The 15605-nt window shown below is 65.8% G+C and carries 15 protein-coding genes; 7 read left to right on the top strand and 8 right to left on the bottom strand.

Going from position 1 to position 15605, the window contains the following annotated elements:
- The first annotated feature begins 36 nt into the window (after positions 1 to 36).
- From CGS25_RS09060 to CGS25_RS09045, 4 genes are all read left to right on the top strand, one after another.
- On the top strand, positions 37 to 807 hold the full coding sequence (locus tag CGS25_RS09060; RefSeq protein WP_089032072.1) for a TenA family transcriptional regulator: 771 nt from the start codon (positions 37 to 39) through the stop codon (positions 805 to 807).
- 111 nt (positions 808 to 918) lie between these two features.
- The gene (hrpB, locus tag CGS25_RS09055) at positions 919 to 3345 is read left to right on the top strand and encodes an ATP-dependent helicase HrpB (RefSeq protein WP_089032071.1); all 2427 of its coding nucleotides are present in this window, start codon (positions 919 to 921) and stop codon (positions 3343 to 3345) included.
- 86 nt (positions 3346 to 3431) lie between these two features.
- Positions 3432 to 4217 carry a thioesterase family protein gene (locus tag CGS25_RS09050; RefSeq protein WP_089032070.1) on the top strand — a complete coding sequence of 262 codons (786 nt, stop codon included), beginning with the start codon at positions 3432 to 3434 and terminating at the stop codon, positions 4215 to 4217.
- A gap of 13 nt (positions 4218 to 4230) precedes the next feature.
- Positions 4231 to 4893, top strand: coding sequence for a 1-acyl-sn-glycerol-3-phosphate acyltransferase (locus CGS25_RS09045; protein WP_089032069.1), 663 nt, complete (start codon positions 4231 to 4233; stop codon positions 4891 to 4893).
- Between the two features lie 9 nt (positions 4894 to 4902).
- Here the strand turns inward: CGS25_RS09045 and CGS25_RS09040 are convergent, their stop codons facing one another.
- Positions 4903 to 6117 carry a GAF domain-containing protein gene (locus tag CGS25_RS09040; protein ID WP_089032068.1) on the bottom strand — a complete coding sequence of 405 codons (1215 nt, stop codon included), beginning with the start codon at positions 6115 to 6117 and terminating at the stop codon, positions 4903 to 4905.
- A 221-nt stretch (positions 6118 to 6338) separates the two neighbouring features.
- Between CGS25_RS09040 and CGS25_RS09035 the strand changes: the two genes are divergently transcribed.
- On the top strand, positions 6339 to 6602 hold the full coding sequence (locus CGS25_RS09035) for an acyl-CoA-binding protein (RefSeq protein ID WP_089032067.1): 264 nt from the start codon (positions 6339 to 6341) through the stop codon (positions 6600 to 6602).
- Positions 6603 to 6646: 44 nt separating this feature from the next.
- Here the strand turns inward: CGS25_RS09035 and secD are convergent, their stop codons facing one another.
- The 4 genes from secD to CGS25_RS09015 all read right to left on the bottom strand — a co-directional run bounded on the left by secD (position 6647) and on the right by CGS25_RS09015 (position 11212).
- Complete coding sequence (gene secD, locus CGS25_RS09030; RefSeq protein WP_089032066.1) at positions 6647 to 9166, bottom strand: protein translocase subunit SecD; 2520 nt, start codon at positions 9164 to 9166, stop codon at positions 6647 to 6649.
- Positions 9167 to 9266: 100 nt separating this feature from the next.
- On the bottom strand, positions 9267 to 9650 hold the full coding sequence (locus CGS25_RS09025) for a hypothetical protein (protein WP_089032065.1): 384 nt from the start codon (positions 9648 to 9650) through the stop codon (positions 9267 to 9269).
- A gap of 85 nt (positions 9651 to 9735) precedes the next feature.
- Entirely contained in the window at positions 9736 to 10674 is a 939-nt protein-coding gene (locus CGS25_RS09020) for a DMT family transporter (RefSeq protein WP_198588740.1), read from the bottom strand.
- Positions 10675 to 10744: 70 nt separating this feature from the next.
- A complete protein-coding gene (locus CGS25_RS09015) occupies positions 10745 to 11212 on the bottom strand; it encodes a CopD family protein (protein ID WP_198588739.1) in 468 nt (155 codons plus the stop codon).
- 197 nt (positions 11213 to 11409) lie between these two features.
- Between CGS25_RS09015 and CGS25_RS09010 the strand changes: the two genes are divergently transcribed.
- Positions 11410 to 12582 carry a type III PLP-dependent enzyme gene (locus tag CGS25_RS09010; RefSeq protein WP_089032064.1) on the top strand — a complete coding sequence of 391 codons (1173 nt, stop codon included), beginning with the start codon at positions 11410 to 11412 and terminating at the stop codon, positions 12580 to 12582.
- A gap of 123 nt (positions 12583 to 12705) precedes the next feature.
- On the opposite strand, the gene CGS25_RS09005 is transcribed toward CGS25_RS09010, so the two are convergent.
- Positions 12706 to 13383, bottom strand: a complete 678-nt coding sequence (locus CGS25_RS09005; RefSeq protein ID WP_157933803.1) for a hypothetical protein — start codon at positions 13381 to 13383, stop codon at positions 12706 to 12708.
- A 137-nt stretch (positions 13384 to 13520) separates the two neighbouring features.
- Between CGS25_RS09005 and CGS25_RS09000 the strand changes: the two genes are divergently transcribed.
- Entirely contained in the window at positions 13521 to 14270 is a 750-nt protein-coding gene (locus CGS25_RS09000; protein WP_101675277.1) for a M90 family metallopeptidase, read from the top strand.
- 29 nt (positions 14271 to 14299) lie between these two features.
- Here the strand turns inward: CGS25_RS09000 and CGS25_RS08995 are convergent, their stop codons facing one another.
- Both CGS25_RS08995 and CGS25_RS08990 read right to left on the bottom strand, forming a co-directional pair.
- Positions 14300 to 14596 (bottom strand): chaperone modulator CbpM, encoded by a 297-nt coding sequence (locus tag CGS25_RS08995; protein ID WP_089032061.1) that lies wholly within the window; start codon positions 14594 to 14596, stop codon positions 14300 to 14302.
- 1 nt (position 14597) lies between these two features.
- Positions 14598 to 15551 carry a DnaJ C-terminal domain-containing protein gene (locus tag CGS25_RS08990; protein ID WP_089032060.1) on the bottom strand — a complete coding sequence of 318 codons (954 nt, stop codon included), beginning with the start codon at positions 15549 to 15551 and terminating at the stop codon, positions 14598 to 14600.
- Positions 15552 to 15605 lie beyond the last annotated feature (54 nt).

Raw genomic sequence — 15605 nt, 5'->3', positions numbered from 1 at the left:
CCTTGACTCACTGGCGAACCAATAAGGAGAACAAGCATGGCCATCGCCCGCTATAAGCAAGCGCTTGAACTGACCCCGCACGCGCCCTGGGCGCAACGTTTCTGGGACGCCTTGGTGCCACTCAAGGACCGGGTCGCGGGGCATCCGCTGTTTCAGGAGATGGGTGAGGGGGCGCTGTCGTTGCCGCGTTTTCGCGATGCGTTGCTGCACTTCTATCCGCTGGTGGAGCATTTTCCCAAATACATGGGGCTGGCCCTGGCGAAAACCCGGCCGGGTCTGTACCCCGGCCATGAAGAGACCAGGAACTGGTTGATCGGCAACATCAAGGTGGAACAACGCCACGCCTATTGGTACCAGGACTGGGCCGCCGGCTTCGGGCTGGCCCTGGCGGAGCTGGAGCAGGTTCGCCCGCCAGCGGCGATGAACGCGATCAATCACTATTTGTGGGATGTCGGCCATCAGGGAAGCCTTGATGAGAGCATCGCCGCCACCAACCTGGCGGTGGAATGGGCCACCGGCGAATGGAGCCAGCATGTGGTCAGCGGCATGCAGCACTACGCCGAGCAAGGGCAGGCCAGCATTACCCGCCACACCCTGGCCTGGCTGCGCGCCCATGCCAGCTACGACGACGCCCACCCCCACGAAGCGATGGAACTGGTAAAGCGGCTGGCCACCGACGAGCCCGCCCGCCAGCGCGCCTTCGCCGCCGCGCAACGGGGGCTGGAATATTATTTGCTGGCGCTGGATGACTGTTACCAGCAGGGCGAGCAGCGAACGGCGCAAACGGCGCCGGATTTAGGGGAGTGAGGGTTCGGTTTTCAGTGTTCAGTGTTCAGTAAAACCCGCACAATCGCGACTGAAAACTGAAAACTGAAAACTGAAAGCTGAAAGCTGAAAGCTGAAAACTGAAAACGCCCCATGTCCCTTCTGCCCGTCGACACCATCCTTCCCGAACTGCTGCGCTGTCTGGCGGAGTGCGGCGGCGCCGTGCTTGAAGCGCCGCCCGGCGCCGGCAAGTCGACGCGCGTGCCGCTGGCGCTGCTGGCAGCGCCCTGGCGCGGCGACGGCAAGATACTGCTGCTCGAACCACGCCGGGTGGCGGCGCGGGCGGTGGCCGCCTTCATGGCCGAGCGGTTGGGTGAGCCGGTGGGCGCCACGGTGGGCTACCGCACCCGCCTGGACAGCCGGGTCAGCCACGCCACCGTGATCGAGGTGGTCACCGAGGGCGTGCTCACCCGCCTGATGCTCGATGACCCGTCGCTGGAAGGCTACGCGGCGGTGCTGTTCGATGAATTCCACGAGCGTTCCCTGCAAGCGGATTTGGGGCTGGCCCTGGTTCAGGAGGTGCGTCAGGCGCTGCGTGGTGAGCTGCGTCTGCTGGTGATGTCGGCGACCCTGGAGGTGGGGCCCCTGGCCGAGGGGCTGGCGCTGCCGGTGGTGCGCAGTGAGGGGCGCGTCCATCCGGTGACGGTGAGCCATGCTCCGCCGCCGGACAGCCGCCGGTGGCTGGAACATTGCGCCGCCCAGGTGCGGGCGTTGGCGGGGCAGGGCACGGTGCTGGTGTTCTTGCCCGGCGTGGGCGAGATCGACCGGTTAGGTGCTTTGCTGGCCGACCTGCCGATGCCGGTGGAGACGCTGCATGGGCGTTTGCAGGGCGACGCCCAGGCGGCGGTGTTGCGCAACGTGGAGGGCCAGGCCCGGGTGGTGTTGAGCACCAACGTGGCGGAAACCAGTGTCACTATTGAAGGGGTCACCACGGTGCTCGACAGCGGCCTGGAGCGGCGGCCGGATTACGATCCACGCCGCCAGCGCAGCCGCCTGGTGACGCGCCGCATCAGCGAGGCCAGTGCCGCGCAGCGCGCCGGCCGGGCGGGAAGGCTGGGGCCCGGCCGTTGCGTGCGGCTGTGGTCCCGGGACGAGGTGCTGGCGCGGCGCGGCGAGGCGGAGATTCGCCAAGTGGGCCTGGAAGGGCTGGTGTTGGATCTGGCGCGTTGGGGCTGCCGTGACCCGGCCGAGCTGTTCTGGCTGGACCCGCCGCCGGCCGGCGCCTGGGCGGCGGCCCGGCAGCGCTTGCAGCGGCTTGGCGCACTCGGCGCGGACGGCGCCATCAGTGAGTGGGGCGCGCGCCTGGCGCAATTGCCGCTGCCGCCGGAGTTGGCGGCGCTGGTGTGGCTGGGACGCGAGCAGGGCCTGCCACTGAGCGCGGCGCGGCTGGCGGTGCTGCTTTCCGAGCCAGCGCCGGGCCTGGATCGCGAACCGGACCTGGCGGTGCGCCTGAACCGGTTTGCTGAGCGCAGCGGCGACTGGCCTGCGCTGCATCAGGTGACTCAGCGGCTGCTGGCGAACCGGGCGGCGCGGGACCGCGCCGAGCCGCTGGCCGGCGCCGGCGGGTTGCTGGCGCAGGCGTTTCCGGATCGGCTGGCGCGCCGCCGCGAGGGCGAGGCGCCCCGTTACCTGCTCGCCGACGGCAGTGGCGCGCGCTTGCCCCCGGGCAGCGCGCTCGGCACCCGGGCCTGGCTGGTGGTGCTGGAAACCGACGGCGACCCCCGCGAGGCCAACATCCGTTTGGCCTGGGCGCTGGATGAGCAACAGGCGCGACGGTGCCTGGATGAGCGCGGCGTCTGGGAGGAGCGGGTGGCCTGGGACAACGGCGCCCAGCGGGTGCGCGCCCGCCGGGTGTTGACCCTGGGTGCCATCGAGGTGGACAGCCAGCCACTGCAGCAGCCGTCCGCCGAACAAATACAGGCGGGGTTGCTCGATGGCGTGCGCCAGCAGGGTCTGGAAGCGTTGCCGTGGACGCCGGCGCTGCGCCAGTGGCGCGCGCGCGTGGGCTGGATGGCCCGGCTGGAGCCGCGGCAATGGCCGGACACCAGCGATCAGGCCTTGCTGGCTAACCTGGAACAATGGCTGGGGCCGTTCCTGGCCGGCCTGCGCAGCCTGCGGGATCTGCGCAAGGTGGCGCTGGCCGACGCCCTCGGGTTGCTGCTCGGGCCGGGCCAGCGTCAGACCCTGGAGCGACAACTGCCCGCCGGCGTGGCGGTGGCGTCCGGGCGCACCGCGATGATCCGCTATGACAACGAAGGCAGCCCGAGACTGGCGGTAAAACTGCAGGAGTGTTTCGGCATGCGCGCCTTGCCGGCCCTGGCGGAAGGTCGGGTACCGCTGGTGGTTGAACTGCTCACCCCGGCGGGGCGGCCGGCGGCGATCACCGCGGATCTGGAGCATTTCTGGCGGCACGGCTACCCGCAAGTGCGCAAGGCGCTGCGCGGTCGCTATCCCAAGCACCCCTGGCCGGACGACCCGTTCAGCGCCGTCGCTACCTCTGCCAGTAAGCGCCGCCAATAAGCGCCGGCGCTGAAGGTTGAGCGTTTCCGCCCTTTCCAGGGGCGCGCCTCTCTGCTATCAATAGCCGCTTTTCACGGGAGCGCATTATGAAATTTGATTCCATTATCAAGGCGGCCGAGGGCCCGCGTATGCAGGTGCCCGAGGGCTGGGGCCAGGGCCGGGCCACCTTCGGGGGGCTGGTGGGGGCGATCCTTATCCGCCATATGCAGGCCAACATGGACGCCGACGCGGCGCTGTTGCGCAGTTTCTCACTCTCGTTCGTGGCGCCGATGGTGCCCGGCCCGCTGGATCTGGATATGGTCACCCTGCGGGCCGGCAAGTCGGTCACCCAGGTGCAGGTGAGCGGCCGCCAGGATGGCCAGGTGGTGGCCACCATGCTGGCCAGCCTGGGCCACGGCCGAGAGTCGCAATTGCGCGTGCCGGCGCCGCGCGCGCCGGCCTGCAAGCCCCCCTCGGAATGCTTCAAGGTCCCGTTCCTGGAAGGCAAATCGCCGGACTTTCTGCGCTATTTCAATCTTTTCTATGCCGGTGGCAATATCCCGTTCAGTGGCTCCAAGGAACCGGATTTCCAAGGCTATATGTGCTTCAGCGAGGCCAGTGATAACCAGGATGCCGCCACCCTGGCGTGTCTGGCGGACACCTGGCCCTCGTCGGTGATTCCGATGCTGAGCCGGCCGGCGCCGATGAGTTCGCTGACCTGGACCATGGAATATCTGGTCGATCCCGCCACGCTGCCGCCGGTGGATTGCTGGCAATACGACGTGCGCACCGATGCCTTCGCTGACGGCTACGGGCAGAGCCAGGCCACGATCTGGGACGATCGCGGCAATCCGGTGGCGTTCAGCCGCCAGACCTTCGTGGTGTTCACGTGAGTCCGGTGCGGCGATGAATACGCCTCGCGACCGCGCCGCCGACCACGCCTTGCCGCCGCTGCGCGCCGCTGACGTCGGCCCCCGGGTACCGCGGCGCGGCCATTGGCTGGCGGCCGCTCTCGGCCGGGCGATCCTCAGACTGATTGGCTGGCGGGTAGTGGGCACTCTGCCGGATGTGCCCCGGGCGGTGATGATCGCCGCGCCGCACACCTCCAATTTCGATGGTCTGGTGGGGGTCAGCGCGATCCAGGCGTTACGCCTGGATATCCGCTTCATGGCCAAGCACAGTCTGTTTCGCGGGCCGGCGGGTGTGTTGCTGCGGGCGCTGGGCGGCATGCCGGTGAACCGCGACAGCGCCGGTGGGGTGGTGGAGAAATCAAAAGCCCGCCTGCAAGGCGAGGAGCCATTCTGGCTGGGGATCACGCCGGAAGGCACCCGTGCCGGCGCCAGGGAGTGGAAAACCGGGTTTTACCGCATCGCCGAGGATCTGCGCCTGCCGATCATCGTGGTGACGTTTTGCTATCGGCGCCGTCAGGCGCGGGTGTTGCGGGCGATCTGGCCCAGTGGCGATCTGCAGCGGGATCTGGAGCTGATCCATGCGTTGTTGGATGACGTGCGTCCGCGCCATCCGGAGCGGTTGTCCGCGCCGCTCAAACGCCGGCGCGGGCAGCCATAAGCCGGGTGCTCAGCCGGCGTCCCGGTGCCGGCGGATAAACGCCTCGCGGCCGATCGCCGCCGTCAGGGCGTAGGCGAGCGGGGCACCGAGGGACTCGACTCGCGTGCGCATGTCGTCGCCGAACGGCTCCAGCGCCGCCAGTTCAATGACCCCCAGGGCCTGGTCGCCGTGCCACAACGGCAGCATCAGAAGCTGCGCCGGGCGTACCCGGCTCTGGCCGGTTTCCAGATCCAGGTAACCGGCCGGCACGTCGTGGCGTACGGTGACGCCGCGCCCGCCTTCCAGAGCCCCGCCCAGCAGCCCCTCGATGGCCACGTTGTCCCGTTGGCGGGCCTGCTGATTCAAGCCGCGCGCTGCCTCCTGGTGAAGCAGGCCATCGTCGAGCCGGTAGGCGGCGCCCGCCACCGCCGGGGTTTCCGCGATCAGGAACGCAAGAGTCTGATCCAGCAACACCGCCACCGTTGGGTTGCCGGCAATGTGCGCCATGAACTCGTTGAGCATGCGCTGGCGGCGGGTTTCCCGGTCGGCGTTGTCGCGCCACTGGCGCAGGCGCCCGGATTCGCGGTTGAGCAACAGGGTGTTGGCGTAGCTGGTGCGGGCGCTGGCGTCCAGCATGTAGCCATTGAGCGCGCACACCATCAGCGGAAATCCGTAAAACAGCAACAGCGCCGCCGGGCTCACCGACCAGCCCGCCACCATGGCGGTGAGCAACGCCAGTATCAGCGAGCCCAGGCACCAGAACAGGGTGCGGGTGGGCGGCAGGCGCAGAATCGAGAAGCCGATGATCAGCACATAGACGGTTTCAAACGCCGCCACCTGGCCGAGAAAAGTGCCTTCCAGATAAATCGCCCCCATCAGGGTGCCGGCCAGCGACGTCATCAGCGCCAGGCCGATCAGCGTGGTCACCCAGCGATCCAGGCGCGGCACTTTGATCGCCAGCAGCAACAGGCCCAGTGAGGCCGCGATGGGGTACACCCCGAAGCTTTGCCAGAGCGCCAGATTGTGTTCCTGGTTGAAGATCGAGACCGGCACCGCCACCAGCAGAAACAGCGACACCAGCACATAGATGGAACGCTTGATCAGCTTCTTGGCGCGGCGTTCCGCGTGCTCGGTGTAGGTGTCTTCCAGGCTGCCGGGAAAACGCACCCACAAGGTGTTCAGAGATTGCTTGAGCGCCCGCTCCTGACGGCTGTCCAGCGACGGCAATGATTTGGTGCCCGACATAAACTTCCCCTTCCCCGGTGACGCGGTGTTTTTTTGCTGGTCTCTCGCCGTGGCTTTCCGCGTGGCTTTGTTTGCGTGCCGTCTTTACGTGACGCTGTTCGCGTGGCTATGTTGTTATGCGCGAAGACGGTGGCCGGTTGATCGATGCGGCGCCCACTCGGGAGGGCCCGCCACGCGGGCTCCTAATGAATTATCGTTAAATTAACCAACAGGTGCGAATAATGGCCGATGCAGCCCGTTTTGAACAGGCCCAGAAAGACGTAAAGACGCTGACCCGCAAACCGTCCAATGACGATCTGCTTTATCTGTACTCTCACTTCAAACAGGGCAGCAGCGGTGACGTGAGCGGCAAAAGGCCGGGCATGCTGGATATGGTCGGGCGCGCCAAATACGACGCCTGGGCGAAACTGAAAGGCACCAGCCAGGACGACGCCCGCCAGCAATACGTCGACAAGGTCGACGCGTTGCTTGAGAGTCATAAATAAAGAGAGCGGAGTTTTCAGTTTTCGGTTAAGCGTCGGACGTCGGATCAATCGATGCGGGCGAACAGGGCGCGTTCGTCGTCCGGGTCGGCGTTGTCGATGCGTTGTTGTTCTTGCCGTTCCCGGCTGAGGGCACGTTTGCCGAGCATCATCACCATTGGCGCGGCGATGTAGATCGATGAAGTGGTGCCCACCACGATGCCGAACAGCATCGGCAGAGCGAAACTGGCCACCGCCTGGCCGCCGGCCAGCGCCATCGGCACAATCGCCAGGAAGGTGGTGGTCGAGGTGAACACGGTGCGCGTCAGCGTTTGCGTGATGCTGCGGTTGATCAGGGTTTCCAGTGGCTGGTCTGGATTCAGTGCGTGGTTCTCACGAATGCGGTCGAACACCACGACTTTGTCGTTCACGGAATAGCCGATCAAGGTGAGCAGCGCGGCCACCGCGGTGAGATTGAATTCCACGCCGGTGAGCACGAAAAAGCCCAGCGTCTTGCTTAAATCCAGCCCCAGGGTAATCACCGCCGCCCATGCGTAGTAGGGCTTAAACCGCACGCGCAGATAGATGAACATGCCGACACCGGCCAGCAACACCGCCAGCAAACTGGTTTGCACGAAGCCGCCGCTGACACTGGGGCCGACCACATCCACCTTGGGAAAATCGGCCTGCGGCGCCACCGTGGTGACCGCGCTTTTAACCCGGTCCACCTGGGCGGCGGCGGCGGCGCTGGCCGGCAGCCGCACCAGATAATGGCCGGCGTCGCCGAACTGCTGGATCGCCGCGTCGCTCAGGCCCTGTTCGGCGAGGCCCTGACGCACGGTTTCAATGGCGGTGGTGGCGCCGGCACGCACCTCCACGCTGGTGCCACCGCGAAAGTCGATGCCCTGATTGACACCCGGGTACACCAGGGCGATCAGCGACGCCACCGACAACAACACCGACAGCGCAACGCCCAGCCCTTTAACGCGCATGAACTGGATCGGCGGCCGGTCGTCGTCCCGTTGCAGCGCCGCCACTCCTGGGATGTCCAGGGGCGCGCGGCCGGCGCGGCGCAAACGCCACTGCATCAGCAGCCGGGTCACCGACACCGAGGTGAACAACGACACCACCAGGCCCACCCCCATGGTCACGGCGAAGCCTCGGATCGGCCCGCTGCCGAACATGAACAGCAGCCCCACCGCGATCAGCGTGGTGATGTTGGAGTCGACGATGGTCGCATAGGCCCGTTGAAAACCGGCTTGCAGGGCGCCCTCGGCGCTGCTCCCACGGCGGCTTTCTTCGCGAATGCGCTCGTTGATCAGAATATTGGCGTCCACCGCCATGCCCACGCTGAGAATCAACCCGGCGATGCCGGGCAGGGTCAGGGTGGCGCCGAGACTGCCCAGTACGCCCAACACCAGGGCCACGTTGACCACCAGCGCGGTGTTGGCGATCAGCCCCCAACGGCGATAGATGCCGACCATGAACAGCAGCACCAGGGCGGCGCCCAGCAACCCGGTGGACACGCCCATGCGAATCGCGTCGCGACCCAGGTCCGGCCCCACGGTGCGCTGCTCCACCACTTTCAGGGGCGCGGGCAGGGCGCCGGCGCGCAGCAACAGCGCCAGATCGCCGGCCTCGCGGCTGCTGAAACCGCCGCTGATCTGCCCGCGCCCGGCGGTGATCGGCGAACGGATCACCGGGGCGGTGATCACTTCATCGTCCAGCACCACCGCGAACGGCCTGCCCACGTTGGCGCTGGTGATCTCGCCAAAGCGCCTGGCGCCTTCGCTGTCGAGGCGGAAGTTGACCACCGGCGCGTTGCTGGCCTGGTCGAAGGCGAGGCGGGCGTCGGTGAGGTGGCCGCCGTCCAACAGCGGCGCCGCGGTGACCACATAGTGGCGCCCGGATTGATCGCTGGCCGGCAGACTGAGTGTGTCGGCACCCGGGCGCGCCTCGACCAGATGAAAGGTCAGCCGGGCGGTGCGGCCCAGCAACGCCTTGACCCGATCCGGATCGGTGACACCAGGCAGTTGCACCAGCACACCGTCCTCGCCCTGGCGGGTGATCAGAGGTTCCACCACGCCGGTTTCGTCGATGCGCCGGCGCACCACTTCCAGGCTTCGGGAGACGGCATCCTGGGTCAATTGCTGGCGCAGCGCGCCGCTCGGCGCGAAACGAATACCTTGCGTGTCCCGGCTCACCTCGAACAGGGTGACGCCATTTTCCCGGGCACCGGCTCCGGCCAATTGAATCGCGGCGTCCTGGTCCGGGCCGGGGCGCAACACCAGCCGGGCCTGATCGCCATCGAGCAGGGCGCGGCCATGGCGAATGCCTTTCTGGTCAAGCTGTTCGGCCAGATCACGGGCCTGTTGCAGGGTGCGCTCGCGCACCAGCTGTTTGGTCTGTACTTGCAGAAGAAGATGCGAACCTCCTTGAAGGTCGAGGCCCAGGGTGAGGGTGTTGTTCCGATACCAGGATGGCAGGTCCTGGAGCAGTTTGGTGGGCAGCACATTGGGCAGCGCCGCCAGCACGCCAAGCAGAATCACCAGGCCATAGCACAGCGCCCGGATGCGTAAAGATTTCATACTCTGAATTCCAACCACGCGGAGGCACGGCGTTCAGGCGCCGCTTACCGCTTGTTGCTATTGATCGCCGCGAAAACGCGGCCTGGGGCGGGTCGGGACTTCACAGAGGTGGGGCGCGCGGAACACCTGGGCGGGACCGTAAGGCCATGACCGGAGCCGGTGCCATCGGCACGCGGCTGGCCAGGGCAGGGAAAAATGTGGCGGCCGTCGCGGAAAACGCCGGGCCGGGCAGGGCCGGCGGCGGCGGGTCACCGGCGCCATGGTCCGCATCGCCACGGCGTTGCCATTCGGCGCCGACGTCGCGCAGCAGAGCGAGCTGGCCATCCTGGCCAACGGCAACGGTGCGCGGTAACGCATCCGCCGTGCCACCGGTGGCCAGCGCCGGGCCGGCGGCGACAGCGAGCGCCAGCAATAAGCCGAGCAGCGCCGCCCAGGGCAGCAGGGCGCGGGTTAAGGGCGGCGAGGGCAGTCGGTTCAGGCGCAACGGCGGTGTCCAGTTGTTAACGTAGGCGGATGCCAGGCAAATGCTAAGCCGGCCGCTGGTTGCGCGCAATGGCGGCGCGCCGCCGTCACAGCCAGGCCTTGAGCAGGCGGCGCACACTGGACCAGCGGTTCACCATCAGCGACAGGAAGATCATCAGACAACCGGAGATTTGCACCGCCGACATGCTCTCGCCAAACCAGAACACCGCGAACAGGGCCGTCCACATCGGTTCCAGCACCATGATCACCACGCCATGACTGTGCACGGTGAGGCTCTGCGCGTAGGTCTGCACAAAGAAGCGCATGGCGGTGCCGACGGTGGCACTGGCCACCACCCAGCCGAGCATCACCGGGGTGAAATTGGCGATGGCGGTGGGCCAGTCCTCCAGCAGTAACGAGCCGCAGGCGGTGACCAGCCCGACGGTGAACAACACCACGGTGGTCAGCGCCACCGCCGGCACCCGCTCGCGGCGCATCTGCTCGCCGTTGGCGGCGCGTACCACGGCGTCGTTGGCGGCGCGGGAATTGAGGGTAAAGAACAACGCGAACACGCAGGCGGAGGCAATATAGAACAGTTGCCCAAGCTCGGCTTGAAAGCCGCCATCCAGGCTCAACAGAGCCAGACCGGAGGCCGCCACCGGCAGCGCCACCCAGGTGCTGGCCGGGGGTGTCTCCTTGAACACCAGCCGTGCCACCACCGGCACCAGCACCACCCCCAGGCTGGTCAGAAAGGCGCCTTCGCCGACATGGCTGCCGACACTCAGGCCCATGATCCAGAAGCTCATCGCCAGGCCGAACACCACGCCCACCTTGAAACTGCGCCAGTACTTGTCCCGGCTCATGCGCCGTAACTGGCGCCAGCCAGCGAGGCCCAGCACCAGGCCGGCGAGGGCGAACCGCAACGCCATGAACAACAGGGGCGGCATCAGCAGCACCGCCTCTTTGGAAAACATCCAACTGACCCCGGCCAACAGGGTCACCGCCACCAGCAGCAGTTCGGACTTGCCCGAATTCACCACGCCCACGGTTCGCTCACCGAATCAAAGAGGTAAAGACGCGCCGCCCGGTTAGCGGGCACGGCACATCGGGAAGGGATTACAGGTAGCGCCCGGCGGCCGCGATCACCACCACCAGCAGGCCAAGGATCAGGTTGAGGCCGACCAGCTTGCGGATCTGGCCGACCCGGCGCGCGCCTTCCTGCACATCGTCGCTGGCCACCGCCTGTTTGAGGCGGCGGAAGGCAGCGAAATAGACGTGGCCGAAAATCAGCATCATGACGATGCCCAGACCGAGCATCGCGTGCACCGCCCCGCCGACCTGGGCCATGCCGCCATAAATGCCGAAGATCATGCCGAAGCCGGTGATCAGCAGTACCAGAATCGCGCCCCACACCCAGGCGAAGAAGCGTCCCAGGGTGGCCGCCCACAGCGCCGGCCGCCGGGCCGGGTCGAGGACTTCGCCGACCGCTGGGCGCATCGCCATATAGGCAAAAAACATTCCGCCGACCCAGACCACGGCGGCGAGCAGGTGAAGGGCAAGGGGCAGTGCCATGGCAGCGGCCATTGAAGACTCCATGCAGGTGAACTCGGGGAGCGCAGTGTAGCAGAGCCCGCCCGGCCTGGCAGGCAAGGAAAATTTACACCAGCGGCTCCCCAAAACCCGAGCAAATTGATAACGTGGGCACCCCGGGCGCGGTCGCGCCGGGGCCGCGCGGATCACCGCCGGCGGGCGTAGCGCATCACAGGGGAAACCAGGAACCCATGACCACTGAGGCCATCCGCGTCGAAGACTATTACGAACCGGCGACTTTTCGCCGCATCAAGGATCTGGCCGACACCAGGGAGACGCCCTTCGTGGTGATCGACACGGAAACCGTCGGCAAGCATTACGATGAGCTGATTGGCCATTTTCCGTTCGCCAAAGTGCACTACGCGGTCAAGGCCAACCCCGCCGTGGAACTGATCACGCTGCTGCGTGACCGGGGCGCGAACTTCGACATCGCCTCCATCTATGAGCTGGAAAAGGTGATGGGCCTGGGGGTCGGCGCCGAGCGTTGCATCTTCGGCAACACCATTAAAAAAGCCCGCGACATTCGCGCTTTTTATGAAAAAGGCGTGCGCATGTTCGCCACCGACTCGGAGGCGGATCTGCGCAACATCGCCAAGGCGGCGCCGGGCTCGCGGGTGTACGTGCGCATTCTCACCGAGGGCACCCACACCGCCGACTGGCCGCTGTCGCGCAAGTTTGGCTGCCAGACCGACATGGCCCTGGACCTGATGATCCTGGCCCGCGACCTGGGCCTGGACCCCTATGGCGTGTCATTCCACGTGGGCTCCCAGCAGCGCGACATCGGCGCCTGGGACGCCGCCATTGGCAAAGTGAAAATCATGTTCGAGCGGCTGCGCGACGAAGTCGGCATCGAGCTGAAGATGATCAACCTGGGCGGCGGTTTCCCCGCCAACTACATCACCAAGACCAACGATCTGGCGCTCTATGCCCAGGAAATTATTCGTTTCCTGAAAGAGGATTTTGGCGAACAGCTGCCGGAAATCATTCTCGAACCGGGCCGCTCTCTGATCGCCAACGCCGGTGTGCTGGTCAGCGAGGTGGTGCTGATTTCACGCAAATCCCGCACCGCGCTGCAACGCTGGGTGTTCACCGACGTGGGCAAATTCTCCGGGCTCATCGAGACCCTGGACGAAGCGATCAAATACCCCATCTACACCGAGAAAAAAGGCGAGATGGAAGAAGTGGTGATCGCCGGCCCCACCTGCGACAGCGCCGACATCATGTACGAAAACTACAAATACGGCCTGCCGCTTAACCTGGCCATCGGCGATCGTCTGTACTGGTTCTCCACCGGCGCCTACACCACCAGCTACTCGGCGGTGGAATTCAACGGTTTTCCGCCGTTAAAGGCGTATTATATTTAACCAAGAGCGGGTTTTCGGTGTTCAGTTTTCAGTGTTCAGTGTTTAGTAAACCTGGCCAACGGGAAAAGTCTCCCAACTGAAAACTGAAAACTGAAAACTGAAAACTGAAAACTGCCCCCTTACCTAAAACCTCACCGCCACCCCGGCGCCCATCGGCGTCACCCAACGCTGAACATAAAAATCCAAACGCCCGCCGTTGGCTTTGACGGTGAAATCCGGGTGCTGTTCGAGGAACGCGGTGGCGGTGTCCGGGCGGGTGCGCACGTTCAGTTCGGTGGTGAGCATGCCGGTGGCGAAATTGACCCAGGCGTCGCCGGGGCGGTTGTCGTCCAGGCCGATGGCCAGGCCGGCGAGGCCGTTGACGATCAGCCCTCCCAGGCGGCTGCGCCAGCGCCGTTGTTGCTCTTCTTCCGCCGCCAGGGTGGCCATGACGATGCGCGCGCTGGCCAGGGCCTGGCGGTCGCCGTCGGCGCGCAGAGCCTGGAACCGTTGCAGTGCCTGGCCGTGCCGCGGGGCGAACAGCAGGGTGCCGGCCAGACCCAGCGCCGCCTTGGTGGCGTCGACGTAATCGTCATAGCGGTCGTCGGCGTGATGGGTGCGGTGCGCCTGCACCAGCGACCAGGCGCTGCTGCCGGCGTAAAAGGCGCCCCAGCCCCATTGCCAGTAGCGCGCCTGATCGGCGCCCCGTTCGAAGCTGTCTTCCATTTCTTGCCACTGATCCGCCCGGGTCGGCGAGGGCACGGCCAGCATCATCAGGGCCAATATCAGGGCAGAGGCTAACGAAACGGATCTGATCGCCATGGTGGGTTCCAGTCAGGTTCCTTAGGCAAGGCGCTCCATATAAACCCGTTTGCGGGCACGACGCAAAACACCGGCGCACTTGAGCGCCGGCGCGGAAATGGGCAAGCTGCCCACTCCTTTGTGTGCAGTGAGCGACGATGTTCAAACGGCTGGGGCGGTGGCTGGAAACGCGCAAGGTGGCTCGCCTGCCAGTGACCCGGCAGCAGTGGGAGCGCGCGGTGGCGGTCTGGCCGGTGGCGGCCCGCTATCGCGGCGCCGCCCGGGATCGTCTGTACGATGCCACGTTGCGTTTTCTGGTGCGCAAGGAAATGGTCCCCGGCGGCGATTTCGAGCTGGCTGATGACATGCGTCTGCTGATCGCCACCATGGCGGTGGTGCCGGTTCTGGAGTTGGGCCTGGACTGGTACGACGGCTGGTACACCCTGATCGTCTACGAGGACACCTTCGTCACCCCGGACGGCGAAATGGATGAGTTCGGGGTAGTGCACGCCCAGGGGCGCGAGCTGGCCGGCGAGGCCTGGTTGCGCGGCCCGCTGCTGTTGTCCTGGGCGGACGTCACCGAGGCCGGCGGCGACGACGGCTACAACGTGGTGCTGCACGAACTGGCGCACAAGCTGGACATGCTCAGCGACGGCCCCAACGGCGCGCCACCGTTGCACGCGGGAATGAGCCCGCAAGCCTGGCACGATGCGTTCACCCAGGGTTACCAGGCGTTGGAACAGGCGGAACGCCGTGGCCAGCCGTTTATGGACCCTTACGCCCTGGAAGATCCGGGCGAGTTTTTCGCCGTTGCCAGCGAATGCTTCTTTGAATCCCCGCCTCTGCTCAAGGAATCGCTGCCCGAGGTGTACCGGCAATTGAGCCTGTTTTACCGGCAAACGCCCTGATAAACGCGGCGGTTCCGGCGTTTATCCGATCACGAAAAACGTTGCAGCCGTTGCCGCAGACGCTGATTTTCCTGGCGCAGGGAGGCCACTTCCTCAAGCAGTTCCAGGGCCAGAGCCACGCCGTTCCAGTCGATGCCCAGGTCCTGGTGCAGGCGACAGGCGCGGGTCACCAGGAGCACCACCTGTTCGTCGAAATGCCAGTCGTTGCCGTGGCGCACCGGTTCGATGATGCCCACCTCGACGATTTCCACCACCGTGGTCCTTGGCAGGGCGACGCGATGGCAGAGTTCACTGAGGGTAAGGGTGCCGTTTTGCCAACTGCTCATGTCAATGCTCCCAATCCGCTCTCGGGTTGAAGTCCGCCTGCTCGGCCAGTTGCCGCCAGAGCGCATCGGCGCTTTCGTCGCCGCCCTCGGGCATCACCACCTTGAGCACCGCGTAGAGATCTCCAGCGCCCCCTTTCGTGGGCAGGCCCTTGCCTTTAAGGCGCAGGCGTCGGCCGCTCTGGCTGTGCGCGGGCACCGTCAGGCTGAGCCGGCCGGTGAGGGTGGGCAAATCCACCTTGGCGCCGAGCGCCGCTTCCCAGGGCGCCACCGGCACGGTAATGATCAGGTCGTGGCCATCCACATCGAACAGCGGGTGCGGCACCAGCCGCACGCGTAAATAAAGATCGCCGGCGGGGGCGTCGTCCAGGCCCGGCGCCCCCTGGCCTTTCAGGCGAATGCGTTCGTTGTCGCCGGTGCCGGCTGGGATCTTCACGTTAAGGGTTTTTTCCCGGTCGGCGAGGCGCCGGCCGCGCGCGTCGTACTGGGGCAGGGCAAACCGAATCTGTTTGCTGGTATCGCTGACCGTGTCTTCGAGAAACAGCGGCAACTCGACTTCCAGATCCTCACCACGATGGCGTCCAGCCGCACCGGCGTTCCAAGAGAACCCCTGCGCGCCAGCGCCGAACAGATTTTCAAAAAAATCCGAAAAATCACCATGCCCGGTGGCGGCGTCGCCACCCGCCGAGGGGCGCCAGCCCGGCGGCGGCTCGAAACCGCCGCCGGTGCCATGGCCGCTGGCGCGGTACTGGCGAAGCTGATCGTATTCGGCCCGTTTGGCGCTGTCCTTGAGCACCTGGTAGGCCTCGGCCACTTCCTTAAAGCGGGCTTCCGCGTTGTCGTCCTTACTGACGTCGGGGTGATATTTGCGCGCCAGACGCCGATAGGCGGCTTTCACCGCTTTGTCGTCGGCATTCGGCTCGACTCCGAGTATCTGATAGTAATCCTTGAAGTCCATCGTTTTCCGCTGCTCCAGACTTGAGGGCGGTGACCATGATCCGCCTGTCATTGC

Source organism: Alloalcanivorax mobilis, assembly GCF_002864685.1.
Classification (GTDB): Bacteria; Pseudomonadota; Gammaproteobacteria; order Pseudomonadales; family Alcanivoracaceae; genus Alloalcanivorax; species Alloalcanivorax mobilis.
Note: the sequence above shows the minus strand (reverse complement) of the source record. Positions and strands in the feature narration are given on the sequence as shown.

Coding starts and splice junctions, on each gene's coding strand:
- CGS25_RS09060 (WP_089032072.1), top strand. CDS start 37: ATGGCCATCGCCCGCTATAAGCAAGCGCTTGAACTGACCCCGCACGCG.
- hrpB (WP_089032071.1), top strand. CDS start 919: ATGTCCCTTCTGCCCGTCGACACCATCCTTCCCGAACTGCTGCGCTGT.
- CGS25_RS09050 (WP_089032070.1), top strand. CDS start 3,432: ATGAAATTTGATTCCATTATCAAGGCGGCCGAGGGCCCGCGTATGCAG.
- CGS25_RS09045 (WP_089032069.1), top strand. CDS start 4,231: ATGAATACGCCTCGCGACCGCGCCGCCGACCACGCCTTGCCGCCGCTG.
- CGS25_RS09040 (WP_089032068.1), bottom strand. CDS start 6,117: ATGTCGGGCACCAAATCATTGCCGTCGCTGGACAGCCGTCAGGAGCGG.
- CGS25_RS09035 (WP_089032067.1), top strand. CDS start 6,339: ATGGCCGATGCAGCCCGTTTTGAACAGGCCCAGAAAGACGTAAAGACG.
- secD (WP_089032066.1), bottom strand. CDS start 9,166: ATGAAATCTTTACGCATCCGGGCGCTGTGCTATGGCCTGGTGATTCTG.
- CGS25_RS09015 (WP_198588739.1), bottom strand. CDS start 11,212: ATGGCCGCTGCCATGGCACTGCCCCTTGCCCTTCACCTGCTCGCCGCC.
- CGS25_RS09010 (WP_089032064.1), top strand. CDS start 11,410: ATGACCACTGAGGCCATCCGCGTCGAAGACTATTACGAACCGGCGACT.
- CGS25_RS09005 (WP_157933803.1), bottom strand. CDS start 13,383: ATGGCGATCAGATCCGTTTCGTTAGCCTCTGCCCTGATATTGGCCCTG.
- CGS25_RS09000 (WP_101675277.1), top strand. CDS start 13,521: ATGTTCAAACGGCTGGGGCGGTGGCTGGAAACGCGCAAGGTGGCTCGC.
- CGS25_RS08995 (WP_089032061.1), bottom strand. CDS start 14,596: ATGAGCAGTTGGCAAAACGGCACCCTTACCCTCAGTGAACTCTGCCAT.
- CGS25_RS08990 (WP_089032060.1), bottom strand. CDS start 15,551: ATGGACTTCAAGGATTACTATCAGATACTCGGAGTCGAGCCGAATGCC.